This window comes from Neobacillus sp. B4I6 (assembly GCF_050434045.1).
Taxonomy (GTDB): domain Bacteria; phylum Bacillota; class Bacilli; order Bacillales; family Cytobacillaceae; genus Neobacillus.
Window position 1 is genome coordinate 1,245,096 of record NZ_JBNPWB010000002.1, and the last position, 25,894, is coordinate 1,270,989.

At 38.1% G+C, this 25,894-nt stretch carries 21 protein-coding genes and 1 pseudogene; 19 read left to right on the top strand and 3 right to left on the bottom strand.

All coding sequences use genetic code 11. The features are described 5' to 3' along the window. Positions 1-14: 14 nt before the first annotated feature. Positions 15-986, top strand: a complete 972-nt coding sequence (locus QF028_RS08280) for a sugar ABC transporter substrate-binding protein (protein WP_429464813.1) — start codon at positions 15-17, stop codon at positions 984-986. Between the two features lie 234 nt (positions 987-1,220). Here the strand turns inward: QF028_RS08280 and QF028_RS08285 are convergent, their stop codons facing one another. Further along, entirely contained in the window at positions 1,221-3,050 is a 1,830-nt protein-coding gene (locus QF028_RS08285) for an APC family permease (RefSeq protein WP_429464814.1), read from the bottom strand. Positions 3,051-3,290: 240 nt separating this feature from the next. Between QF028_RS08285 and QF028_RS08290 the strand changes: the two genes are divergently transcribed. The 3 genes from QF028_RS08290 (at position 3,291) to QF028_RS08300 (ending at position 7,614) form a co-directional block, all read left to right on the top strand. Continuing rightward, positions 3,291-3,524: a hypothetical protein gene (locus tag QF028_RS08290; RefSeq protein ID WP_429464815.1), complete on the top strand. Its 234-nt coding sequence runs from the start codon at positions 3,291-3,293 to the stop codon at positions 3,522-3,524. A 317-nt stretch (positions 3,525-3,841) separates the two neighbouring features. Next, positions 3,842-4,912, top strand: coding sequence for a pyruvate kinase (locus QF028_RS08295; protein WP_429464816.1), 1,071 nt, complete (start codon positions 3,842-3,844; stop codon positions 4,910-4,912). A 677-nt stretch (positions 4,913-5,589) separates the two neighbouring features. After that, positions 5,590-7,614, top strand: coding sequence for a glycoside hydrolase family 3 protein (locus tag QF028_RS08300; RefSeq protein ID WP_429464817.1), 2,025 nt, complete (start codon positions 5,590-5,592; stop codon positions 7,612-7,614). Positions 7,615-7,757: 143 nt separating this feature from the next. On the opposite strand, the gene QF028_RS08305 is transcribed toward QF028_RS08300, so the two are convergent. Beyond that, a complete protein-coding gene (locus QF028_RS08305) occupies positions 7,758-8,198 on the bottom strand; it encodes an Rrf2 family transcriptional regulator (protein WP_215004040.1) in 441 nt (146 codons plus the stop codon). Positions 8,199-8,430: 232 nt separating this feature from the next. Between QF028_RS08305 and QF028_RS08310 the strand changes: the two genes are divergently transcribed. From QF028_RS08310 to QF028_RS08345, 8 genes are all read left to right on the top strand, one after another. Then, positions 8,431-9,303 carry an SDR family oxidoreductase gene (locus tag QF028_RS08310; protein WP_429464818.1) on the top strand — a complete coding sequence of 291 codons (873 nt, stop codon included), beginning with the start codon at positions 8,431-8,433 and terminating at the stop codon, positions 9,301-9,303. Positions 9,304-9,504: 201 nt separating this feature from the next. Then, the gene (helD, locus tag QF028_RS08315; protein ID WP_429464819.1) at positions 9,505-11,814 is read left to right on the top strand and encodes an RNA polymerase recycling motor HelD; all 2,310 of its coding nucleotides are present in this window, start codon (positions 9,505-9,507) and stop codon (positions 11,812-11,814) included. 309 nt (positions 11,815-12,123) lie between these two features. After that, on the top strand, positions 12,124-12,450 hold the full coding sequence (locus QF028_RS08320) for a DUF3870 domain-containing protein (protein WP_429464820.1): 327 nt from the start codon (positions 12,124-12,126) through the stop codon (positions 12,448-12,450). A gap of 244 nt (positions 12,451-12,694) precedes the next feature. Further along, positions 12,695-13,882: a CaiB/BaiF CoA transferase family protein gene (locus QF028_RS08325; protein WP_429464821.1), complete on the top strand. Its 1,188-nt coding sequence runs from the start codon at positions 12,695-12,697 to the stop codon at positions 13,880-13,882. 16 nt (positions 13,883-13,898) lie between these two features. Further along, positions 13,899-15,107, top strand: coding sequence for an acyl-CoA dehydrogenase family protein (locus QF028_RS08330; RefSeq protein WP_429472230.1), 1,209 nt, complete (start codon positions 13,899-13,901; stop codon positions 15,105-15,107). 205 nt (positions 15,108-15,312) lie between these two features. Next, a complete protein-coding gene (locus QF028_RS08335) occupies positions 15,313-15,633 on the top strand; it encodes a YbjQ family protein (RefSeq protein ID WP_168244485.1) in 321 nt (106 codons plus the stop codon). Further along, a complete protein-coding gene (locus tag QF028_RS08340; RefSeq protein WP_429464822.1) occupies positions 15,633-15,869 on the top strand; it encodes a hypothetical protein in 237 nt (78 codons plus the stop codon). The genes QF028_RS08335 and QF028_RS08340 overlap by 1 nt, the downstream gene beginning before the upstream one ends. 244 nt (positions 15,870-16,113) lie before the next feature. Further along, positions 16,114-16,890 carry an arylamine N-acetyltransferase family protein gene (locus QF028_RS08345; RefSeq protein WP_429464823.1) on the top strand — a complete coding sequence of 259 codons (777 nt, stop codon included), beginning with the start codon at positions 16,114-16,116 and terminating at the stop codon, positions 16,888-16,890. A 238-nt stretch (positions 16,891-17,128) separates the two neighbouring features. Here QF028_RS08345 and lspA read toward each other — a convergent pair whose 3' ends face one another. Next, a complete protein-coding gene (lspA, locus tag QF028_RS08350) occupies positions 17,129-17,566 on the bottom strand; it encodes a signal peptidase II (RefSeq protein WP_429464824.1) in 438 nt (145 codons plus the stop codon). 403 nt (positions 17,567-17,969) lie between these two features. Between lspA and QF028_RS08355 the strand changes: the two genes are divergently transcribed. From QF028_RS08355 to QF028_RS08385, 7 genes and pseudogenes are all read left to right on the top strand, one after another. After that, entirely contained in the window at positions 17,970-19,001 is a 1,032-nt protein-coding gene (locus QF028_RS08355) for a S66 family peptidase (protein WP_429464825.1), read from the top strand. Between the two features lie 59 nt (positions 19,002-19,060). Beyond that, a pseudogene (locus tag QF028_RS08360) lies at positions 19,061-19,174 on the top strand (DNA alkylation repair protein); the annotation flags it as partial. 374 nt (positions 19,175-19,548) lie between these two features. Then, positions 19,549-19,914, top strand: coding sequence for a DUF2294 domain-containing protein (locus tag QF028_RS08365; RefSeq protein ID WP_429464826.1), 366 nt, complete (start codon positions 19,549-19,551; stop codon positions 19,912-19,914). Positions 19,915-20,077: 163 nt separating this feature from the next. After that, positions 20,078-22,435, top strand: coding sequence for an FdhF/YdeP family oxidoreductase (locus QF028_RS08370; RefSeq protein WP_429464827.1), 2,358 nt, complete (start codon positions 20,078-20,080; stop codon positions 22,433-22,435). A 33-nt stretch (positions 22,436-22,468) separates the two neighbouring features. Continuing rightward, positions 22,469-23,290 (top strand): formate dehydrogenase accessory sulfurtransferase FdhD, encoded by an 822-nt coding sequence (gene fdhD / locus QF028_RS08375; RefSeq protein ID WP_429464828.1) that lies wholly within the window; start codon positions 22,469-22,471, stop codon positions 23,288-23,290. A gap of 103 nt (positions 23,291-23,393) precedes the next feature. After that, positions 23,394-23,867, top strand: coding sequence for a hypothetical protein (locus QF028_RS08380; protein ID WP_429464829.1), 474 nt, complete (start codon positions 23,394-23,396; stop codon positions 23,865-23,867). 47 nt (positions 23,868-23,914) lie between these two features. After that, entirely contained in the window at positions 23,915-25,846 is a 1,932-nt protein-coding gene (locus tag QF028_RS08385; RefSeq protein ID WP_410885601.1) for a fructose-1,6-bisphosphatase, read from the top strand. Positions 25,847-25,894: the final 48 nt, after the last annotated feature.

Below are 25,894 nucleotides of genomic sequence, written 5' to 3' on the forward strand. Positions count from 1 at the left end.
GAGGGGAGGATGTATTGTTAAAAAATAGAAAGCTAGTTTATCTTGTAGGAGCGGTTATTTCTGTCATCATTATAAGTTTTATTTCTAATTCATTTGTAGATGAAAGACCGAAAGTGGTCATTGTTTTAAAAAGTTTAGACATACAATATTGGCAAATTATTAAAGCAGGCGCTGAAAAAGGGTTCAGAGATTTTGGCATTGATGGGAAGGTTATCGCACCACGTAATGAATCTGCTGAAGCACAAAGTAGATTATTAGAGAAGACCTATCAAGAAAATCCAGATGTATTAATTGTTGCACCGACGAATTCAACGGTTATTCCTATACTGGAAAAGTTTACGGAAACCAAAAAAACCCCTGTATTATTAGTAGATAATGATTTTCCATTGGAAAATAAAACTTCTTATATCGGTACCGATAACGTAGATTTAGGAAAAAAAGCAGGTTCACTTTTAGCCTCGCAGCTTCAACCTGGAAATAAAGTGGCCATTATCGGTGGCGATTTGTCCCTTTCAGTATTTAGAGAACGGATAAACGGCGCTAAAATGGCTTTAAAAGATGCAGGGATCACATTAGCGGCAGAAACAGTAGGGATATCGGATGATCCCAAGACAGTAAAAAAAGAAATGACAAAGATATTACATGATCATCCGGATATTAAGGGAGTCTTTGCTACACATGACACTTCTGCTGTACAAGTAATAAAGGTATTGGAGGAACAAGGTGTTACGATACCAGTCATCGGAGCAGACGGAATCCCTGATATGCTGAAGTTAATCAAGGATGGAACGATATCTAGTACAGTAGCACAAAATCCTTATGATATGGGATATTTAAGCGTTGAAACAGCATTGAAAGTAACAAGAGGAGAAAATGTTGAAAAAGTTGTTGATACAGGCGTAGATATCATAATCAAAGAGAATGCGAAGCAGAGACTAGACTTCCTGAATAAATTGTTAAATGAATACCAGGTAATGAATAAATGAGTGTCAGGCACCTTCCAGATCATTGGAGAGTGCCTGGCACTTTTTTTAGATATAGTAAACTCAATTTTTCCGGTTTTTATGTCTCTTTTCATGTTATAGGAGGTGTTAATATTGGTGCAGTTAAGTTGAATTGGAAATATTTAATAACATTCTGATTTCTGTATAAATATAGGTTGTTTTTTTAGTCCTTATTAATCATTATAAAAAAGAAGCCCGTAGGCATCTTCAGTTTCATTATTCTTTAAAGCGATAAGGGACTGTTGAGACAATTACATTCTTTTGATAAAGGAGATACAATCTCAACATTATACTTGACTGATTGTGTAAAAAATCATGCCACCTTTTTTTCGTGATAAATTGCGGAATTAATACGGTCATGGCTCGATTATTATCCTCAATTTTATCATCCGCTAAGTCAATAAAACGGGAGATGGGGTTAATCAAACTTCTATATGGAGTAAATAGAGTAACAAGCCGAACATTTGGTTTCCATTCTTTCCACTTCTCCTCCATTTGTTTTTCGCTCTCTCTGTCAAATGCAACATAAACTGCAATGATTGTATCTCCAATGACCTGAGCATAATTCAAGGATTGTTCCACAACTTTATTAATACTTCCAACAGGAACAATCACTACATTTCCATCAAATTTTATATCTTCATTACCTAGACTAATTTCTAACTCATTTGCCACGACATTATAATGACGTTTAATTCGGTGAAACAAGAAGACTATTATAGGTAAGAAAATTAAAACTGACCAAACTTGAAAAAACTTCGTGGTGAAGAAAATGATTAATACAGTTAAAGTAATAAGAGCACCCACTAAATTTATTATTAACTTATAGAGCCATCCCTGTGGTTTCTCACGTAACCATTTCACGATCATTCCAGATTGTGAAAGAGTGAATGGAATAAATACTCCAACTGCATAGAGCGGTATAAGTTGTTCGGTTTCTCCCCTAAAAGCTATAATTAGTAAAATGGATGCAATGCTGAGAATGATAATTCCGTTTGAATAGCCTAGTCGATCCCCACGGAGCAAGAACATCCTTGGTACATATTTGTCTGTTGCTAAATTTACAGCCAGTAAAGGGAAAGCAGTAAAACCAGTATTTGCTGCTAATATTAAAATAAGAGCAGTAGTCCCCTGAATAAAATAGTATAAAAAGTTTCTTCCGAATACTTCGGTGGAAATTTGAGAAACTACTGTTTCTTCCGCTTTAGGAGCAATTCCATACCAATACGCCAATAACGTAACACCTGAGAACAATATTGCCAGGATGAAACCCATCAAGACCAAAGTATTAGCTGCATTTTTCGCAGCTGGTTCTTTAAAGTGGGGTATGGCGTTAGATATTGCCTCCACACCAGTAAGAGCGGAACATCCAGATGAAAAAGCTCTCAGTAATAAAAACAAAGTAATGCCCCCAGGAACTACAGTCCCTATAGGTGTATGTAAATCAGCTGGTGCTTGCCCGCTTACCATATGCCATAGTCCAACCCCTATGAGAATAACTAAAGCCAATACAAATAAATACACTGGATAAGCCAGAACCGACGCCGATTCGGTCACCCCTCTCAAATTTAAAATAGTTATAAAAACCACCAATATACAAGCAATTAGTACCTTATATTGGTGTAATTGCGGAAATGCAGAAGTGAGGGCATCTGTTCCAGCTGAAATACTCACGGCAACAGTTAATATATAGTCAACTAGCAGAGATCCCCCCGCTATTAATCCAGGATTTTCTCCTAAATTGCTTCTTGAAACAATATAAGCCCCGCCGCCATGAGGATAAGCATAAATAATTTGACGATATGAAAGAATTAAAGCAATCAGCAAAACTAAAACACCGATTGCAATCGGAATCGAGTACCAAAAGGCCACCGTACTAACAGTAGCCAATACTAGTAAAATTTGTTCTGTACCGTAAGCAACTGAAGAAAGTGCATCTGAAGATAAAATGGCCAGAGCCTTCAATATACCTAGTTTTTGTTCTCCTAACTCTGTTGATTTGAGTGGTCTGCCAATTAACGTCCTTTTAAGATTTGAATAACGCATTACTTTCCCCCCTATAATTTAATACAACTTGCATAATAGCTTTTCTATTTGTTCATGAACTTTGTTTTGACATTATAATTCCCTCTATAATATTTCCAACACATATATCATCCGAAAAAATAAAATTTATCTAAAAAAGAGTTTATATCCCTCCTGAAAAATTCTAATTTTTTGTGGAATTATTGCTGATAATGTTGTTAAGAAAACTTAGGATCTACATTTTCACTAGTAGGGAGGGGTATGATGGATTTAAAAATTCATAGTGATTTTTCAAAGGTAAATCTTGATGAAATGAAAGAAATATATTCTTCTGTAGGTTGGACAAAGCATACAAAGGAGATTATTAAGCAAGTATTTGAAGCAAGTAATGTCTTTCTGTTTGTCACAGTAAATGATCAAATTGTTGGATTTGGAAGAGCTATTACGGATGGAGTTTTGTGTCAGATACCATCCAGATTATTGAAAGGTGCCTGACACTTTTTTGATGTTCACACAATAGTAACAATTTTCCTTCTCCTGACCATGAGTTACAAAATCCTGCAAATAAGAGGAGACGGGAGTTATAAACCATTCTTATTGACCGCGCCAGTGATTTATAAGAGGAGATGGGAGTTATAAACCGTTCTTATCGACCGCACCAGTGATTTATTTCGTAACTCGATTAAAGTTCAATGAATTAAAGAGACCCTCCGGAATGGAGGAGGGAAAAAGTGCTGGCAGCACTTCTATTTAAATACCTAATAAAAGCTACTTTGGGCACAATAACTCCGACCATAAAATGAGGTGATACCATGTCAGTTGATCGTATATGTACAATTGGACCGGCAAGTAATGATAGTAAAGTTCTTACTGAGTTGATCAATCATGGGATGACGATTGCACGCTTGAATTTTTCTCATGGGACTCACGAGAGCCACAGAAATGTGATTCAATTATTACAAACACTTAGCAGTGAGACTGGACATCCAATTAAAGTATTGGGTGATCTCCAAGGTCCAAAAATACGTCTGGGTGAATTGGAAGGTGAAAAATTCATTCTTAACACAGGGCGGTCCTTTTCCCTTCACATTGACCAAGTAGTAGGTAACAATGAACAAGCAAGTGTCGATTATGAAGGTTTGGTAAAATATGTAAAATCAGGAAATCGAATTTTAATTAATGATGGCGCGGTTGAGTTGGTAGTTACTAGAGTAGAGCAAACTAAAGTTGTTACTACAGTTAAATCAGGTGGGGAAATATCTTCTCATAAAGGAGTAAATCTTCCAGGTGTTGTCACCAGCTTACCTGCCATTACTGAAAAAGATAAACAGGATATTCAATTCCTATTACAAGAAGAAGTTGATTTCATAGCTTGCTCCTTTGTCCGCAGGGCATCGCATATTAAAGAAGTGCACAGCTTTATGGAAAGTGTGGGGGGACATACGCCTAAGCTAGTGGCTAAAATTGAAACGATTGAGGCCATTCAAAATTTCCAGGAAATTTGTTCGGAGACTGATGCAGTGATGATTGCCCGGGGCGACCTTGGTGTAGAGCTGGCATATCAATGGATTCCATTGTTACAAAAAGCGATGATTAGCGAATGCAACCGGCTGGATACGTATGTTATCACAGCTACCCAAATGCTTCAATCAATGATTGAAAATCCACTGCCAACAAGAGCGGAAGTCACAGATATCTTCCAGTCCGTAATGGATGGGACAAACGCAGTGATGTTGTCTGCTGAAAGTGCTGCAGGAAATTATCCTGTACAGAGTATTGAAACACTAAAGCTTGTGTCCCAATTTGCAGACTGTGTGAGGAAAGAAGCACCTTTTGATTTTGCTGATATGCTAAAACTGTTGAATAATACCATTAGTTGTTAAAAAAGAAAAGAAGGTGAATTTCACCTTCCTAATATTTTTTCTAATAAATATTAGGTTCGCTGAATCGCAGAGGTTGAGAAGTTTTTAACCATCTTTTGCAAGTTTCTATGACCTTCTATTAAATTTATTGTTTCTTCGATAATTTTTGAAATCCTTCCAAATCTCTATCATTTAGCTAGTTTGATATTATCGTAAACTTTAGCTATCAAATTTCCCTATCAAGAAACGTATCTTTTATTCTCCATTATAGCCTCAGAGTTAGGGATTTTATATGAAAAATTAGCACCATCCAAAAAATTGGATGGTGCTAATTTTAATTAATTCTATTCATTTTACCTTTATAAAAAGAAAGGATACCTATCTTATCCTAAATAATTTAATCTCCTACTAATTTATTAATAAGTGGTCATGTGGAACAAAGTGTGTGAAACAAGAAAATGCGGGGTGTGTCACCGGAATTTAACTATAGAGATAAAAAATAAAAATATCACAAAAAAACCTAAAATTAATACAACGGTTAATTGTCTCAATTTTCGTATAATTTAATTGTCCCATTTTGTATCCGGTTACAAATATTGAACGTCTAGTTTTTGGGCACAAAGGAGGGAAAATATAGATATTTTTCTGCAAACGCTTTTATGATTCACTCTCAACAAAATTTCAAGGGGGTAGAAAAATTGGCAAAAAAATCGAAACGGTTAAGAAAAATGGTTATGTCTTCTCTGATCACAAGTGTGGCTGCTGCCACGATTGCCGGCGGGGCATTTGCCTCACCACCGGACCACTCAAATGCTGGTGGGAAAAAGGCGCCATCGGTTGAAGCTCATGTTAAGCCCACTATTAAGATTGGTCAACGACTATTCAAAGATCTCAATGCCAATGGCAAGATTGATCCTTACGAGGACTGGCGCTTGTCCACCGAAAAGCGTGTAGCCGATCTCCTGCCGCGAATGAGCATGGAGGAGAAGGCAGGCATCATGCAAATCACATCACTTAGCACTACCGCCATCAACGATTACATCAATAATCGCCATATTCGCTACCTTATTATCCGAGACAATCTTTCAGCTAAAGCTCTAGCGGAGCGAGCAAACCAATATCAGGAGATTGCAGAGGCCTCACCGCTAGGTATCCCGATCGTTTTCACCTCCAACCCGAGGAATAACATTAATGAACAGAACGAGTTCGGCATCAGCGAGGCTTCCGGTCAATTCTCCACCTGGCCTGGAACCCTGGGTCTAGCGGCAACGCGTGACCTCAGCCTCATTCGCGACTTTGCCGAGATTGCCCGCGACGAATGGCGCGAAGCCGGCATCCAGAAGGACTACGGCTACCAGATTGAAACTGCGACTGAACCGCGCTGGCGCCGCATTTCCGGCACGTTCGGGGAAGACCCAACGTTGAATGCAAAAATTGCCAAAGAACTCGTCCTTGGTTTCCAAGGTGAGGAGCTTAGCAGCAAGTCTGTCGCCCAGACCGTTAAGCATTTCCCAGGTGACGGAGCGGTCGTCCGAGGCCTCGACCCGCACAATGAGGCCGGTCAGTTTGCGACCTATCCAACGCCTGGCAGCCTTTACAAATACCAGCTGCCGCCGTTTCAAGCTGCCATTGATGCTGGAGTGAGCTCGGTCATGTCCTACTACAATGTCCCTAAAAATGAGGGCAGCGCTGCACAGCTTCCACGTGAGCTTTGGCAATCGGAGACACAGCAGTTTGAAGAGGTAGCCGGTGCTTACAACAAGACCCTCCTCATTGACCTGCTCCGTGACCGGATGGGCTTTAAAGGATACGTCAACAGCGACAGCGGCGTGCTGACCAACCGCGATTGGGGTGTGCATGACCTAACAATCGAACAGAAGTTTGCCAAGGCAATCGATGCAGGAACTAACATTTTCTCTGACAACAACGACCCAAGCGGCCTTATCTCTGCTGTAAATAAAGGCTTAATTAAAGAGAAAGACCTTGATCCTTCCGTGTCCCAGCTGCTTACTGAAATATTCAACCTCGGACTTTTCGAGGACCCATATACGGATCCGACAGAAGCTCAGGCCATTGCCAGCTCAGAAAAATCACAGGCCAGAGCAGACGAAGCACATCTTAAGTCCGTAACGCTTCTACGCAACAATCAAGGAATGCTGCCGCTGACTGATGAAAAAATCGCACATGCAAAGCTATACGTAGAAGTGTTTAGCGGTTCCAACAGTGCCAGTCGCACAGAGGCAATGAAGAAGATGATTGCGAAGGAAGACCCAACTGTAACGATCGTTGACAAGCTTGATGATGCAACTGCCGCAGTTGTTTGGCTGCGTCCAAGTCCATTCGAGTTGCCTGACAACTCTACTGTAGACATTAAATTAGGCAAAAACACCGGAATTAACGTTGAAAAAGTAAAAGAAATCGAAGCAGCCGTCCCAACTACCCTTGTGATCAACATGACCAATCCATGGGTTATCGATGAGGTAGAGCCTGCCGCTTCGTCAGTCGTAGCTACCTACAGCGTCAAGGCTGAAGCACTACTCGATGTCCTTCGCGGACGCTTTAACCCAACAGGTAAGCTGCCTATCACCATCCCAGCCAATCAAGAGGCTGTAGAAAAGAACGCGTCTGATGTCCCAGGATATGCCGAAGAGTTTGACTATACTTACACAAATGCAGCGGGTGACGACTACACCTTTGGCTTTGGTCTCAGCTATAAAAAGTAAGAGCATCTTGCCGGTCATACTACCTTACCACTAAGGGTTTTCATCTAGGTTATATCTGAAAACTATTATCTTTAGTTAAAAATCAGTTTTATGCAAATTGAGAGCCGAGGAGTACGGTATCCTCGGCTTTCTCTATTTTATTTTTACATTCTATTAAATTTCTCTTTTTTAGTAATATCCCTGACTACATCCTCAATGGTTACATTTCCGAGAGCTTTCTCCAAAGCCGCCTCGGCAATTGAAAACAGTGGACCAATTGTATTTTGAATATTTCTCCCTACGGGACAATTAGGATTGGGATTTTCATGTATGCTAAACAATTCTTTCTCCTGGACAACATTAACTGCTTTATAAACATCCAACAAGGTAATAGTAGATAGATCCTTTGCTAGTTCAGCCCCAGCAATACCAGGTCGTACATTTACTAATCCTGCTTTTTTTAACATGCCCATAATTTTTCTTATCACGGCTGGATTTGTATTGACACTTCCCGCAATAAACTCTGATGAGTTTACCTCGCCTTTATTAACCTCAAGAAGTGTTAATATATGAATTCCAACTGAAAAACGGCTGCTAACCGACATCTTTGCTCACCTTCTCTATTGTCTCTACACTTTAATATCTCCATATTATTATAATGTAATCAATTTGATTACAAGTGTATTATACCAAAATTACGAACAATATATATAGATGGTTTTTACGTTGACAAAAGACCAACATGTTATTAAAATGATTACAGGTAATTGAATTGATTACAGGTTAGTGGCAATAATAAAAATAATTTTAACAATAAAACAATTGGAGGAATATCAAATGAAAATATTAGTAACAGGTGCAACAGGAAAATTAGGATCAAAAGTAGTGGATACCTTATTAAAAACTGTACCAGCGAATCAATTGGCTGTCAGTGTACGCAATCCTGAGAAAGCAGAAGGATTACGAGCTCGTGGAGTAGAAGTTCGCCAAGGAGATTTTGACCTTCCGGAAACATTAGATACTGCTTTTGCAGGGATTGATCGTTTATTAATTATTTCTGCGGATGGTGACAATGAAACAAGAATTCGTCAGCATACAGATGCAGTCGCTGCAGCTGAACGGGCTGGAGTGAAATATATCGCTTATACAAGTTTGGCTAATGCAACAGAAAGCACAAATTTAATGGCACCGCCTCATGTTGCGACAGAAGCAGCAATCATTAAAACAGGGATTCCATATACTTTCTTGCGAAACAATTGGTATTTGGAGAACGAAATTGGGAGCATTCAAGGTGCGTTGGCAGGTGCTCCATGGGTAACTTCAGCTGGAACAGGCAAAGTAGGCTGGGCACTACAACAAGATTATGCAGATGCAGCAGCAGCCGTGCTTGTCGGAAACGGTCACGAAAATAAGGTATATGAACTTTCTGCTCCTCTATTAACTCAAGAAGAATTAGTATCTGCTCTTGGCGTTGTATTGGGTAAAGAAATACCTGTACAACAAGTCACTGATGAGACTTATGCAGAAATCATGAAAGGTCTAGGTTTACCGGATTTTGTCATTCCGATTGTTGTTGGAATTCAAGAGAGTATTCGAAATGGTTCATTAGCAGTTGAAAGTAATGATTTTGAAAAGGTTCTCGGTCGTCCAATTACGCCGATTAATGAGGCATTAACCCAAATAGTTAACCAAATTTCTCAAACAAAATAAAATAAATTCCTTTAAAACCCGACCTTTTTGAATAAATCAGAGGTCGGTTTACTTTTAACAAAAAGTTTATTGTATTAAAGCACGTTAAATGGTAAAATATAGCTCCATTGTAAAGAAAAGCATCTACAAAAAAATTGTAGATGTTTCTTTTTGTGCCAGTTCCCGTTGTAAAACTCATATTGAGAGGTGACGGATAAGAGAATGAGCTCGAAAAAACAAATATCAGTTCATGAACATAAAGATTATCAAACAGAAGTGGAGCGCCTAGAGTTTACTAAGGAATATATTAAAAGCGTTCTGGAAATATCGAAGGGAAATAAAGAACAGTTTGTCGAGAATTTGAAAGAAGCCTTTGCTGAACTGGATACGTCAGACAGTAGTTTAAGCTACATGAACCTTTTAACGAATGCTCAATATTTAGAATTGGCCGAAAGTGAATTGGAACGGTTAGCAAGCGTCATCGGGAAACCATATTTTTCGAGAATCAATTTTACAAGCAGTGGTGACACCAAAGAAGAGATTTTATATATTGGGAAAGCCTCACTGTTTGACCGTGTGAATCAGATTCCAATTATTGTCGATTGGCGATCACCGATTGCAAATGTTTACTATGATGGCCGGTTAGGAAATGTTACTTATGACGCCTATGGAGAAACGCAAAGTGGCTATTTATCTTTAAAGCGGCAGTATGAAATCGAAAATGGACTATTAAAAGAGATTAGAGATATCGATTTAACCACACATGATGAACTATTACAGAAATCCTTATCAGGAAAAGCAGATAATCGCTTAACAGAAATTGTCGCGACCATCCAAAATGAGCAAAATGAAGTTATTCGAGCTTCACTTAAACACCCCATTATCGTTCAAGGAGCGGCTGGAAGTGGAAAAACAACCATTGCGCTCCATCGAATTTCCTACTTTCTCTACTCTTCTGGATATCGATTTCCTCCAGAAAAATTAATGATCCTTGCACCTAATAAATTGTTTATCGATTATATTTCCGCCGTTCTGCCTGATCTAGGGGTAAACAAAATTAAACAAACCACCTATATTGAATTTATGAGAAATTGTTTAGGGAAGAAATTAACATTAATATCTCCTAATTCAAAATTAATGGCGCTCATTAACGGAAACGAAAAATCAAAAAGGATTCAATGGGTGTCTAGTTATAAAGGATCGCTGGATTTTAAGGAGTTAATTGACCACTATTTAAAAGAAATTGAGTTTAATTTGGCACCTTCCGAGGATTTTATGATTGAAAAATCACGACTAATGAGAGGGGGGAAACTCAAAAAACTATTTATCAATGAATTTCACTACTTACCTATCTATAAGAGATTGGATAAAATCAAAAATCTATTAGCAAATGATTTAAGAATAAAAAAATCGATGATTCTTTCAAAAATTAATAGCAAATATGACGATGCATTAGAAAAGCTCCTTTTTAGCAGCAGGCTGGATTCAGAAAAAAGAACGGAAAAAGTAGTCAGCTTCATGGATTCGAAAGAAAAAAGAATAAGTAGGGTGGAACAAGAATCGAAGGTAGCGATAAAAAATTATATGGCACCTTTTGTTAAAAAAGATATTTTTACCTTATATAAGGAATTGATGACGTCCCCTGAACTGTTACAAAAATATTCTCGAACGCTTTCCGAGTTAGAATGCAAGAGGTTAAGTAACTATTGTCAAAGGATTTTTGCTAAAAAGGCGCTAGAGCTTGAGGATTTAGCTCCAATATTTTACATGAAGTCAAAATTAGAAGGTATTGAAGAACCATATAAAATGAAAAGTGTTTTCATTGATGAGGCACAGGACTATAGCTATTTCCAATTTGCCGCACTAAAAGAAGGTTTTGAAACAGATTTGTTTACGATTGTGGGAGATTTAGCCCAAGGGATTCATTCCTATCGAGGGTTAAACAGCTGGGAACCATTAGTAAACGACATTTTCCCAAATGCTAATTATCAAGCTTTACAAAAGAGTTATCGAACGACAGTCGAAATTATGCATTTAGCCAATGACATTCTTTCTATCATGGATAAAGACTTACCAAAAGTAGAACCAGTCATTCGACATGGGGACAAACCATGTTTTACGAAAATAGACCCTGGCAATTTGGAACAGGTAAAAAAGATACTTGAACATGATATTGATTTACTCAAAGAGGAAGAACTTAACTCGATTGCGATTATTGGAAGAACAGACAAAGAGTGCTTACGAATACATAAAATGCTGGAGAATAGCAGTCTTCCAATACAGCTATTAGAAGAAAAAGAAGATATGAAAAAGGGATGCGTTGTGATCCTACCTTCCTACCTTTCCAAAGGATTGGAATTTGATGCCGTATTGATTCTTTCCATGGAAGAATCGTACAGAGAAGAAGAGTTAGACATCAAATTATTGTATGTAGCCATGACCAGGCCGATGCATAGGTTGTATTTATATGCGAGTGCGCCATCGGAATTATTATTAAATAGAGCTGCATCCGTCCATTTTGATACGACATGAAATAATAAAGTGCCAGATACCATTTGAAGAGGTGCCTGGCACTTTATTTAAAAAGGTGGATTTATTTCTTGACACGGTTCTACATGAAAAAAGATACAAATTGTTCTGACTCTCTTATCTTTCTTGAAATAACACAACAGGATTATTGAATTAATTGGAGAATACATTAACAAGACTTAAAGTTTTCCACCGTAAATCATCATTGGAAAATTGGTAGTCAGGCGTTTTCCCTCAGAAACCAAATTAATAGAGTCAATGTAGATCATGTAATAAATGTAAATCATTTTTTTAAAAGCGAGGTGGATTCAGATGATGAATGGAAAAACTCTGTTTATTGCCGGGCATGCAAAGTTACCTCAAGGGATGGCAGCGAAAAGTGTATTTGAAACATTGACGATTACAGCAGAAGTCGATAGAAAATATGGAGTCATTCTCGAGGCCTCCTGTACATTGGCTACTGAACATGCCCGTGGGTTTGTTGGCCAGGTGTTAAGGGGGATGAGTTTAAACGACGGAATCGATGACGCAATTGCTGCACTTCAAATGTATTATCGAGGTAAGGCTGCCAATGCATTGGTGGCGGCGTTAAAAGATCTAGATCTCCATTACCAGCAAATAAAATCTACAGAAAAGTAATTGTTGAAAAATTCAAATTATTGGTATATAGTTAGAATAACAACTGGGTGACAGCAAAAACCTTGCTGCATGACCAGATGGATCGTAATAAAAATGATGATATTAAATTGACTATATTCACTTGATCTTCCTTCGCCGGAAGACGAGCTATGAGTAGGAGTCAGTAAAGCAATCAATGGAATTTTTCATTGTTTGCTTTGCTGGCTCCTTTTTGTTTTATAAGTAGTCGGAAAGAGGTGATTTTGTGAAAGGGGCACTTGATGGAATCCGAATTTTGGATGTTTCTCGGGTACTGGCAGGACCATTTTGTTCTATGATTCTCGGTGACCTTGGAGCAGAAGTGATCAAGATTGAACACTATGCATCAGGTGACGAAACGAGGGGCTGGGGGCCGCCTTTTGTCAATGGAGAAAGTGCGTACTATTTATGTGCCAATCGGAATAAACAAAGTATGACACTTAACCTTAAATCAGAAGAAGGGAAAAAGATCTTTTCCAAACTGGCTTTTACTAGCGATGTCGTGATTCAAAACTTTAAATCTGGAACACTTGAAAAAATGGGATTAAGCTATTCGCAGTTAAAAACAATAAACCCTGGACTGATTTTGGCTTCCATCACAGGTTTTGGGTCAACGGGTCCCTATAAGGATTTGCCAGGCTATGATTATATCATTCAAGCAATGAGTGGGCTGATGAGCATCACTGGCGAACCTGAAGGGAATCCGGTAAAAGTTGGTGTGGCGATCGCAGATGTGTTAACAGGACTGTATACCTGTATCGGCATATTGGGAGCTTTACAGCATCGGAACCAGACCGGGGAAGGGCAGGAAATTGATATTTCACTGATGGATTGCCAGATTTCTTCATTAATTAATGTGGCAAGTAATTATTTATGCAGCGGAGTGATTCCAAAACGACTGGGCAATCGACACCCAAATATTTCCCCGTATCAGGTGTTTAATACCATGGACGGTGAACTTGTCATTGCCGTAGGAAACGATGAGCAGTTTAAGCGATTTGCTGCTGTCCTGGGTAGACCGGAATTAGCGGAAAAGGAAGAATTTATTCATAATGAACAGCGTTTAAAGAATAACGATAAACTAGTGGCTATTTGTGAAGAACTGCTTTCAAAAAAGCCGAAAAAAGAGTGGAAAAAACGATTAGATGCTGCTGGGGTTCCGAATGGCCCAATCAACACCATCGCTGAAATGTTTGAAGATCCACAGATAAAGGCTAGAGAGATGATTGTCGAAATGGAACATCCATTAATTGATCATCTTCAATTAACTGGCTCACCGTTGAAGTTATCGGCAACACCGGTAACTATGAGGCGCCATCCTCCACTGTTTGGCGAACACACAGAATCACTATTAGAGAGCATTGGATACAATTCTGAAGAAATTTCGAGATTAAAACAAAATAATATTATTTAGGGAGGAAATATATATGATGAACTTTGAATTAACAGATGAGCAGCAAAGTGTAAAGGAAATGGTTAGAAAATTTGTTGATAAGGAAATCATTCCAAATATTCAGGAGTGGGATCGCCAAGGTTATTTTGAACCGGCTATTTTGAAAAAATTGGCGGATTTGCAAGTAATGGGTGTCTGTATCCCCGAAGAGTATGGCGGAGCTGGCATGGATTATAATGCACTGGCGATTGTATGTGAGGAATTGGAACGAGGAGATACTGCCTATCGTACAGCCGTTTCTGTTCATACGGGACTAAATTGCATGACGATCATGCAATGGGGAACAGAGGAACAAAAACAAAAGTATTTAGTCCCCCAAGCACAAGGTCGTAAAATTGGTGCTTTCGGATTGACAGAACCGAATGCGGGATCTGACGTTGCAGCGATGAATACATCAGCTACTAGGCACGGAGATTACTATATTTTGAATGGGTCTAAAACATGGATTTCTCTTTGTGATGTTGCTGATCATTTCTTGATTTTTGCCAAGACAGATCATGATTTAGGGCATAAAGGAATTACTGCATTTATAGTCGAACGTAGTTTTGAAGGGGTAGAAACGAAGGCGATCAAGGGTAAGTTGGGTATTCGTGCTGGAAATACTGGAGAAGTATTTTTAACAGATGTAAAAGTTCCTGTTGTGAACAGATTAGGTGAAGAAGGGGAAGGGTTTAAAATTGCCATGTCTGCACTAGATAACGGCCGATTTACAGTGGCTGCAGGAGCAGTAGGTTTAATAGAAGCAAGTCTTGAAGCAAGCCTTAAGTATTGCCATGAACGGAAAGCATTTGGGAAAGAGATTGGAAAGCACCAGCTTGTACAGCAAATGATTGCAAAGATGAGCGCAAATCTTGAGATTTCCAGATTGCTGGTTTTTAAAGCAGGGTGGTTAAAGAATGAGGGTAAACGAAATACAAAGGAGACGTCTCTTGCTAAGTGGATTTCATGTAATGCTGCTTTTGATGCTGCAAATGATGCCGTTCAAATCCATGGGGCTTATGGTTATTCCGATGAATATCCAGTTGAGCGCTTTTTGCGAAATTCCAAAGCTCCTGTGATCTATGAAGGCACAAGGGAAATCCATACGATTATGCAAGGTGAGTACGCTTTAGGTTACAGGGAAGATAAGACTCTTCGTAAACAATTGCCTTCATGGCCTTTTGAACAAGTGAGCGTTACTAAATAGTTGGCCATGAGTGCATTGAAGCTCATGGGAACGGTTCTTGACAGGTTGGACGTTTTCCAAGTTAGTAAATCCGGATCAAGTAATCGGAAAATATAATTGAATGGTGCCTGACACTTTTTAAATGGTATAATAAGGAATAATGGGTGCGCATTTACGAAGTAAAGGCTATTCATATATTTTATGAATGTTTGATGGGGGTGTTTGTATGCTAGTTGTTACAACAGAAAATATCCAAGGCTACAAGGTGGTCGAAGTAAAAGGACCTGTTTTTGGTTTAATTGTTAGAAGCCGCGGCTTGGGTGCGGATATTATGGCGAGCTTAAAAGGTTTGGTAGGCGGAGAAATTAAACAATATACCGTGATGCTGGAGGATTCGAGAAAAGAAGCCATGGACCGGATGATCAAGAATGCAAATGCGATGGGTGCCAATGCAGTAGTTATGACTCGTTTCGACTCAGGGGAAGCTGGAAAAAATATGAGTGAAATCTTTGCATATGGAACGGCAGTCGTAGTCGAGAAAATGTAATGAACGGACTTTGGATAATTATCACCTATTACGGTTTGCAAATCATCGCTGTTGTTGTTTTTATTTTATTAGGTGTGCTTATTTATGACAAACGTTTCAAGGGTCGGCAGGGTGAAAAAGTGCCCGCCGGATTTGAAAAAACAGATGAAATAAACATTGACCCAGTGACCAATGAGAAAACAAGAGTGTACTACAACCCCCTAACAGGGGAGCGTTTTTATAAAAAGGAAAGATAATGGCCTAAAAAAATGACTCAAATTGTAAAACAATCTGTAGTTATTTTTTTTACCTTTTTAATTTATGGAAATCTCTAATCCGTCCTGAATCATGTACTAATGATAAAATTCATTATCCTGGCTTTTATTCATTTCAATACCATAAATTTCTAGGGATTTATCATAGGTTTCGACGTTAATTATTATATTTTCGCTTAAAGGGAATTTTAGAAAATAAAGCAATAAAAGGGCTTGGAGGGTAGAAATGCAAAAACTGACGTCTTTATTTCATAAAAGAATAGGCATTAAGAATAACGAAACAATTACCTTTGAAAATTTAGCCGAGGTTCTTGAAAAAACAGCACAAAACATTCCGTTTGAAAATTTAACTATCATTGAAAACAAATCTCGTAAGATTACAAAGGGAAACTTAATGAACAAAATAGTGGAAAGAAACGAAGGCGGCCTTTGTTTCGAATTGAATCCACTTTTCTATTTCTACCTATTAGAAAATGGGTTTAATGCAGTCTTAACAGACGGTGTTGTTTATAATCATGCTGCCGAAGAGTATCATCAACTTGGAAGGACGCATGTCACGGTTCTTATAAACCACGAGGGACAAACCTATTTAGTTGACACGGGTTTTGGTGGGAATTTACCTTTAAAACCCGTTCCAATATCCGGTGAGACCATTTCTTCGTATAATGGGGAGTTTCGAATCAAAAAAGTAAATCAACAATATGGGTACTATTGTTTAGAAATGAAATTAAAGCATAAAGATTCAGATTGGAAAATTGGCTATGCATTTGATACCAAGAAACCTATTGAAGATTTATCGAAGTTAAATGAAATCCAAACAATTATTACCGAACACCCGAAATCTTCATTTAACAAACATCCATTAATAACTCGACTTACAAATAACGGCAATATAACCTTAACGGATACCACATTTACCCAATGGGCTGACGGGATTCTCACGAAAGAGAATATTGATAAGGTAAAATTCAAAGAGCTGGCAAAACAACATTTTGGGCTGTAAAAACATAATGTCATTTTGGGGGGACGAACTTAACAAACATTTCTGGCGAACAGTAATAGTATGTTTATATATTAAAAAAGTGCCTTTCACTTTTTTATTCACTATGAAACCTTCATGATTACGTTTGCATTTGCAAGCTTGATCGTAGCCTTACTGTCATTTAACCAAAAAAATAATCCACCTTTGACTTTAGCAAAGACAGTAAAAGAGCATTTTCACATTTGCATTTCTAGAGAATCTAGTGCTTATTTTTCAACCAGCTAACGACTCCATAAATAATAAGCAGTAACCCCCCGATCTCGATAGCATGATCGGCCAAGTTAAGAATTCCACCAGAGCGAATAATAAAATCTGTCACCTGCCCAAACAAAAGTCGATCAATGCCATTTCCAATTGCTCCGCCGACTAGGAATCCAAAACTACTATCGATGAGAGCACCTTTCATATCTCCGGTTTTGCGAAAATATAAAACACCTATCACGAACAACACAGCCACAACACCGAAGAGCCGCGCATAGCCTTGAAATAAACCTCCTGCCATCCCGCTATTTTCGATATGTGTGAATTGTATTCCCCACAATGTAAATGTTTCATTGATGTCAATGTAGGCCCGAATTAGATATTTAGAAAGCTGGTCCATCACAATAACGAGGATAGCAATTACGTAAAATAGCATATATAGTCCTTCTTTCTGGCAGAATCTTTTGCATCCTAATCATCAGTATAATTGAAAGCATATTTCTATTCTATTATGAAGCTCTAATACGTTTATTCAATATTGTTAAGTAGAATAATTGCGAAGTAGCAACAATCGGGATTGAGAACGGATCATTTAATTGATAGATAGATTCCATACCATTTTTATTTGAGCACGGTATTAGTTTGTTCATTAAATATTCACATGCTTCTGAAAAAGTACATGTCCGTTTTCTTTATAAAACCCTATATCTTCTATGTAGGTCAAATAACAGCAGGTAATTTATTAAATGTTGTAGAAATTAAAGCTAGGTGAATTGATCTTCACCTACGAGGGATTGTATATTCTTCGCTAATCAAATGCTACAAGGATGGGAGTAAATATGTTAATAAAGCCAAAGAAATTGCTGCCGGGAGATCGTGTTGCTACAGTAAGTCCTTCTTGGGGAGGAGCTGGTGATCCAGAATTTAGATGGCGGTATGAACAAGGTGTGAAGAGATTAGAAGAAGTTTTTGGACTGAAAGTGATCCCCATGCCGAATAGTTTAAAAGGGAGCGACTATCTTTATAAAAATCCACAAGCTCGTGCTGAAGATTTGATGACAGCATTTAAAGATGAAAGCATTAAAGGAATATTTGCAAATATTGGTGGAGAAGATAGTATTCGTTTACTTCCTTATATTGATTTTGATGTTATACGTGAAAACCCGAAAATTTTTATGGGCTACTCAGATGTAACTGTTTCACATTTATTTTGTCATAAAGCAGGAATTTCTTCTTTTTATGGTCCGGCGATATTAACCGATTTTGCTGAAAACGTTGAGATGGATCCATATACGATTAACATGGTGAATCGAACGCTCGTTTCAAATGAGATGATTGGCGAAATTCAACCAGCCAAAGAATGGACGAGTGAACGTTTAGAATGGATAGAAGAGAATAAGAACCGGCGACGGGCAATGCGACAAAATGTAGGTTATCAGATACTTCAAGGCTCAGGTGTAGCACAAGGACATCTGATTGGAGGTTGTATTGAGGTACTAGAGTTTGCGAAAGGAACAGTGCTTTGGCCTGAAAAGAAGTATTGGAATGATAGTATTCTTTTCTTTGAAACATCTGAAGAAAAGCCGGAACCAAATAATATTAAGTATTGGTTGCGAAATTATGCCATACAAGGAATTCTACATAAAGCCAATGGAATCATTTTTGGTAAACCGCAAGACGAGAAATATTACGAGGAATATAAAGTTGAAATTCAAAAAGTCATGAAGGAATTTAATTTGGAGGATTTGCCGATCCTATATAACTTGAATTTTGGTCATACCGAACCGAAATTTATATTGCCCTATGGAGCAAGGGCGGAAATTAATTGTGATAAAAAGACTTTCACGATTTTAGAAAGTGGCGTGGAATAATTAATTGCTAGATAATAATTAGCATGCAGTGGGAATGATCACAAAGAAGGAAGTGGTAAACGATTCATGATTCTCCTGATCGAACGAAATCCGCGATGAATAATTTTATCTACACAGTCGTGATTTCATATTTACCGCTCCATGATAAGGCGTTGGAACGAGAACAAATGGTATTTAAAATTTTATCTATTGTGTTGATTTCACTGCCATGTTATGATTAAGTTGTCAAATGTGAACAATTTGTGAAACTTACGATTTTATTATAAAATAGGAGTCCCTTTTAATACGAAGCAGCGAACCTGTTGATCGGTTAAGAGGTTTTTAACTCATATGACAAGGGTAAAATATTATAACAGTTGGTGCGTAACAGCGAACCTGTTTGAGGCGAACCGTTGTAATGATTCAAATGGGATTCCGCCTAGTTTAAGGAATCTAAAAAGAATCTATTACAATGGTTTTTATTTTTATTCCGTTATATAGTATACTTATAGAATAAACACCATTAACATAGTGATAACATTGAGTAAAAACAAGTGAGTTGAATCATGTGAATAAATATGAAGCAGAATTTAGTAACATTGTTCGCGCGTATCGAAAACGTCATATGGGTAAAGGCCCTAGTCAAGTTCGAACAACGTTTTGTAAGAACTGGGCAATTTGTGAATTAGAAGGTAATTTATCTCCTATTGAAAAATTTATTGCTTCAGCGGAAGATGGGAGACAAATGTTACGATCTGCTCGTACTGAAATGGTCAAGGAGATTTATAAAAAAAACTATCCACAGGAAATGGAAGAACTACTTGGTGCAAGATTCATGCGTGTCTTTGTGGATATTGATATTGAAGACGACATGGGGATGTCAATCTTCGTGTTTGATCAAGATATTGAGGAAAAGTTTAACTTAAAAAGTTAACCCCAATGAAAACATCATTCAACTACATATTGTTGGCACTTGACAGCGACCCTGTTAAAGACTAACCACCTAGAGCTATTTGTCCGTTTTATCGGATGAATATAATCTTAGGTGGTTTTTTATTGGAAAAATTGCAATTGACATGATTGAGGAGGAAATGAAAATGGGAAAAACTCAACATCCAGGACCACAAAAAAAGGCAATGTTACCTGCCCCTAAATACTGGGTTAGTCCAATTCCTTTTGGATTAGGAAAGATTAAGCCGCAGCATATCCGCGATACGATGAAAATTGCTTGGGATAATAAAGACAATATAGGCTATGCCACACGTATTATTACAAAAGGGGTTTGTGACGGTTGTGCACTCGGTGTATCAGGGTTGTATGACCAAACATTAGAGGGACCACATGTTTGCACCACACGTTTGAATGTGCTTCGGCTAAATACTATGCCTGCGATTCCGCCTGAAATTCTACATGCAGATATCGATGAACTAAGGAAGTATGATAGCAGTGAACTTCGTAAGCTAGGTCGGATTCCATATCCAATGATCCGTCGGAAAGGGGAACGTAAATTTTCACGGATTACATGGGATGGCGCAATGGATTTAATTGCAGATAAAATGAAAAAGTTGGATCCGAAACAATATTCATTTTATTTAACCGCTCGAGGGATTACAAACGAAAGCTATTATGTTGCAGCAAAGGTAGCTCGTTTTCTTGGGACCAATCACATTGATAACGCTTCCCGTATTTGCCATGCTCCAAGTAAAACAGCTTTAAAACGTTCCATTGGAGTGGGAGCTTCGACATCCAATTATTTAGATTGGATTGGAACAGATGTTTTATTGTTTTGGGGAAGTGTCGCTTCGAACTCATCACCTGTATCTTCGAAATATATGCTTGAAGCAAAGAAAAAAGGAACCAAAATCATTGTTGTTAACCCATACCGTGAACCAGCGATGGATAAGTATTGGATTCCTTCAAACCCTGAGTCTGCATTATTCGGTACAAAAATTGCCGATGACTTCTATCAAGTCAACATTGGCGGGGATATTGCCTTTATGCATGGAATCATGAAGCATTGGTTTGATATGGAGGAAAAAGCATATGGGTCAGCGATTAACCATAAGTTCGTAGAGGAACATGTAAACGGTTACGAGGGATTAAAGAAAAAAGTCCAAGAACAACCTTGGGAAGACATCATCGAGTCTTCAGGTGTTTCTAAAGAACGAATCATTGAATTAGCTGAGCTTTTAGCAAACAGCAAAAATGCGGTGTATGCATGGGCGCTGGGTCTGACCATGCACTCCTTTGCAACTGACAATATCTCTCAAGTAGCAAACCTGGCACTGCTTCGTGGACACTTAGGACGAAAGCACGCTGGTCTCATGCCGTTCCGTGGACACTCTAGCGTTCAAGGCAGCGGAGAAATGGGGGCAGACCCGTTTGTTTTACCTGGCGGAGGCTGGGATGAGAAAAATGTAGAGCGAATTGAAAAACTTTGGGGATTTGACCTGCCAAAGTGGCAGGGTGATATAGTTGGTGTCACACTAGAAAACGTTGTTCTTCCAGAAGATCATGAGCGGAAAGTGAAATTATATTACCTATCTGGTGGTAATTTCTTAGAAACGATGCCTGACCCAGATTTTATTGAACAAGCCTTATCTGAACTGGAGATTCGCGTTCATCAAGATATTATTTTAAACACATCGACTTTAGTTGATGCGAAAGAAGCAGTCATCGTGTTACCGGCAAAAACGCGTTATGAGCAAGAAGGAGGCGGCACGAGTACATCAACAGAACGGATGGTTTACTTCTCTCCTGAAATTACTGGTAACAAAAACATGATTGAAGAAGCACGTGCAGAATGGAAGATTTATCTGGACCTTGCCAAGCGTGTAAAACCAGAAACGTTTCATTTGGTCGATTTTGCTGACGGGCAGACAATTCGTGAGGAAATTGCCATAGCAAACCCTGATTACGACGGCATCCAGTATTTGAAAAAGCAAGGAGACGTTTTCCAGTGGGGCGGTGCTTGGTTATGTGAAGATGGAATTTGTCCAACTCAAGATGGGAGAGGTACCTTAATTCCGGTTGATATTCCGGATTTAAATAAAAAGCCAGAACAATTTATTATTACATCTCGCCGTGGTAAGCAGTTTAACTCGATGGTGTATAAAGAAGTAGATCCGTTAAACGGTGCTGGTCGTTATGATGTATTAATGAGTCCTGTTGATGGGCAAAAATTAAGCATTGCTGAAGGCGAAGGGATTGTTGTTTATAACGGATTTGGCGTCTTCCAAGGTACGGCCAAATTTGTTGATATTGCGAAAGGAAATTTAGAAGTTCATTTCCCGGAGGGTAACTACTTACTGCCGCGCGGTCGGTATGAGAAATTTGCCGGCATTCCGGATTACAACATCACGGTTACTGTTGAAAAAGCAGAACGATATCATGCGCGTAAAGATACCCAATATCTAGAAAAGCCGATTGCTGAGCTTGAAACAGAAGTTGGTTAAGGGCAAGAATATATATGGAAAGGGGCACCGCATTTGTTAAAGGAAATCACTACTTCTCAAAACATTGTAAAGTATAATGGACATAACTTCATAGAGGAAAAGGATGACATTGCAGTCGAATCTGCCTTAACGATTATGTTAGATGGAACTGAGTTTGCCACCATGGTATGTACCCCTTCTGAACTGAAAGAATTGGTGGTCGGCTTCCTAGCTTCTGAGGGTGTGATTCGAGTCTACCAAGATATTCAATCGATCCATATTGATGAAGAAACGGGATTTGCTTATGTTGATCTTGTGTGTAAACATTCGCTTCAAAAAGATTTCCATTCGAAGAGATTCATTGGTTCTTGTTGTGGAAAAGGGCGGCAATTTTACTTTCATAACGATGTAAAGACAGCGAAAACGGTTATGACCAAATTGACGGTTACACCGGAACAATGCCGTGAGTTAATGAAGCAAATGCAAGAAAACTCTACACATTTTCAACAAACCGGCGGGGTTCATAATGCCGCACTATGTACGAAGGATGGAATTGTGGCATCACGAACGGATATCGGTCGACATAATGCCCTGGATAAACTTTTTGGCTATTGCATGATTAACCGAATACCACTTAAGGACAAAATCATTGCTTTCAGTGGCCGAATTTCATCCGAGGTGTTACTTAAAGCAGCCAAGATTGGAGTAGGAATTATTCTATCAAAATCTGCACCTACCAATCTTGCCCTTGATTTAGCAGAAGAACTCGGAATTACGGCGGTTGGCTTTATCCGAGCTAACGGATTTAATGTTTACACCCATCAGGAGCGCATTCAAGGTATCGAATATAATCGATCATCGTCATCTGTTTTATAAGGATTCAATCATTTTTAAAAAAGATAAAACACTCACAAATATGAAAAGCCTAATTTCTATGTATTGTAAGTTAGAAATTAGGCTTTCATAAAAGGGCCGATTATTGGAGAAGGGAAATGATACATATCTAGATTTTGAATGTGGAGCGCATGACGATGCGTTCACGAGTCGTTATACGGAAGGGGGACAAAAAGAAAAAGAAAATAAAAATCAAAATAAAAAAGAAAAACAACAACAAGAAGCTTTTAATCCAAAAATAGACAAAAATCCTGACACAGATAATAATCAAAAAGTAGAAGATGTAAAGGAAATTATTGAGTTTTGGGACGACAATGGATTTGGTTTTTTAAACATGAATGCGAAAGAGCAGCTGTTAGTTTGGTTAGATGATTCTAGCTTTTTACAGCCGAAAGATATGATTTTAAAAGCGATACGGCAGGTGAAGAGTGATGTGTTTCGCGAAGTTCTGCGATTGCAGCCATCAAATTTCCTTCTTTTGCAAATAAAGACAATAAAATATTTGTATTATTATATCAAATATATACTATTTATACTTTATAATAGCATTAATGAATGATGTTAATAAGAGAAACGCAGTCAATTCTGAAAGGGGATACATATTTTTTGAATGCAAAATATCTAGATTTACTCGCCCAAAAATATGATAGTGCAGAAAAAGTAGCAACAGAAATTATTAATCTCGAATCCATCCTAAATCTACCAAAGGGGACTGAACATTTTGTTAGTGATTTACATGGTGAATATCAAGCCTTTCAACATGTATTAAGAAATGGTTCAGGGAAGGTAAAAGAGAAAATCAATGACTTGTTTCAATATATCTTAACGGAAAACCAAAGGAATGAATTTGCAACATTAATTTATTATCCAGAAGAAAAACTTCAGTTAATAAAAAATCATTTTTATAATGAATTAGAATTAAATCAATGGTATACAGAAATGATTGAGCGGATGATTATGCTCATCTCTTTTGCCTCCTCTAAATACACACGCTCTAAGTTACGGAAAGCTTTGCCGAATCAGTTTGTCTATATCATTGAAGAACTGCTTTACAAAAAAAATGATTCCACCAATAAGGATGATTATTATTCAAAAATTGTCCAACAGATTATCTCTTTAGGACAGGCCGATAAGCTGATCATAGGTCTTGCCTATACGACACAGCGATTAGTTGTCGACCATCTTCATGTAGTTGGGGATATTTACGACCGTGGACCCGAGCCAGATAAAATTATGGAAACACTGATCGGTTACCATTCAGTAGATATTCAGTGGGGAAACCACGATGTCCTATGGCTGGGTGCCTTTGCTGGATCAAAGGTATGTCTGGCAAATATTATTCGTATTTGTGCGAGATACGACAATTTGGATATTATTGAAGACGTATATGGAATTAATCTAAGACCATTACTTAATCTATCGGAAAAGTACTATGAAGACAATCCAGCTTTTAGACCTAAGGTCCATTCCGATAAAAGTCCATCTGATCATGAACAACTGCAAATTACGAAAATTCATCAAGCAATCGCGATGATTCAATTCAAACTGGAAATCCCGATCATCAAGAGACGCCCGTATTTTAATATGTCAGAAAGGCGATTGCTTGAGAAAATTGATTATGAAAAGAACGAAATAACCATATATGGGAAAACCTACCCTCTAGTAAATAGTTGCTTTGCAACGGTTAATCCAGAGCAGCCCGATCAATTATTAGAAGAGGAAAAACAGGTGATAGAAAAATTGTTATTTTCCGTGCAGCATTCCGAGAAGCTGGCTAGGCATATGAAATTTCTAATGAAAAAAGGCAGCCTTTATTTGAAATATAACGGTAACTTATTAATTCATGGCTGCATTCCTTTAGATGAAGAAGGAAATATGGAAAAAATGACGATTGAGAATAAAACGTATGCAGGCCGTGAATTACTTGATACGTTTGAATATAATTTACGATATTCTTTTGAACACCCGGAAATGACTGATGACCTTGCAACAGATATGGTTTGGTATTTATGGACCGGAGAATACTCATCCCTCTTTGGAAAACGAGCGATGACCACCTTTGAAAGGTACTTTATTAAGGATAAGGAAACGCATAAGGAGAAAAAGAACCCTTATTATTACTTACGAGAGAATGAAGAACTTTGCAAAAAACTCCTTGCTGAATTTGATCTCGACCCTGAGCAGGGTCATATTATCAACGGCCATACACCAGTGAAAGAAATTGAGGGAGAGAATCCCATCAAAGCGAATGGAAGAATGATTGTTATCGATGGTGGGTTCTCAAAACCCTATCAATCTGTAACAGGTATAGCAGGATACACCTTACTATATAATTCCTACGGTATGCAATTGGTGGCTCATAAACATTTTCATTCAAAAGAAGATGTATTAAGTGACGGTACGGATGTATTATCGGTAAAAAGAGTAGTGGATAAAGAACTTGTGAGAAAAAAAGTAAGAGAAACGAATATTGGTAAAGAACTATTACAGGAAATTTCAATTTTGAATAGTTTGAGGGAATATCGGTATATGAATTAGATCGGATTGTGGGTTTTCTCCATTCTTTTTGTATAAAATAAGAATAGA

Coding starts and splice junctions, on each gene's coding strand:
- QF028_RS08285 (WP_429464814.1), bottom strand. CDS start 3,050: ATGCGTTATTCAAATCTTAAAAGGACGTTAATTGGCAGACCACTCAAA.
- QF028_RS08290 (WP_429464815.1), top strand. CDS start 3,291: ATGATGGATTTAAAAATTCATAGTGATTTTTCAAAGGTAAATCTTGAT.
- QF028_RS08295 (WP_429464816.1), top strand. CDS start 3,842: ATGTCAGTTGATCGTATATGTACAATTGGACCGGCAAGTAATGATAGT.
- QF028_RS08305 (WP_215004040.1), bottom strand. CDS start 8,198: ATGTCGGTTAGCAGCCGTTTTTCAGTTGGAATTCATATATTAACACTT.
- QF028_RS08310 (WP_429464818.1), top strand. CDS start 8,431: ATGAAAATATTAGTAACAGGTGCAACAGGAAAATTAGGATCAAAAGTA.
- helD (WP_429464819.1), top strand. CDS start 9,505: ATGAGCTCGAAAAAACAAATATCAGTTCATGAACATAAAGATTATCAA.
- QF028_RS08320 (WP_429464820.1), top strand. CDS start 12,124: ATGATGAATGGAAAAACTCTGTTTATTGCCGGGCATGCAAAGTTACCT.
- QF028_RS08330 (WP_429472230.1), top strand. CDS start 13,899: ATGAACTTTGAATTAACAGATGAGCAGCAAAGTGTAAAGGAAATGGTT.
- QF028_RS08335 (WP_168244485.1), top strand. CDS start 15,313: ATGCTAGTTGTTACAACAGAAAATATCCAAGGCTACAAGGTGGTCGAA.
- QF028_RS08340 (WP_429464822.1), top strand. CDS start 15,633: ATGAACGGACTTTGGATAATTATCACCTATTACGGTTTGCAAATCATC.
- QF028_RS08345 (WP_429464823.1), top strand. CDS start 16,114: ATGCAAAAACTGACGTCTTTATTTCATAAAAGAATAGGCATTAAGAAT.
- lspA (WP_429464824.1), bottom strand. CDS start 17,566: ATGCTATTTTACGTAATTGCTATCCTCGTTATTGTGATGGACCAGCTT.
- QF028_RS08355 (WP_429464825.1), top strand. CDS start 17,970: ATGTTAATAAAGCCAAAGAAATTGCTGCCGGGAGATCGTGTTGCTACA.
- QF028_RS08370 (WP_429464827.1), top strand. CDS start 20,078: ATGGGAAAAACTCAACATCCAGGACCACAAAAAAAGGCAATGTTACCT.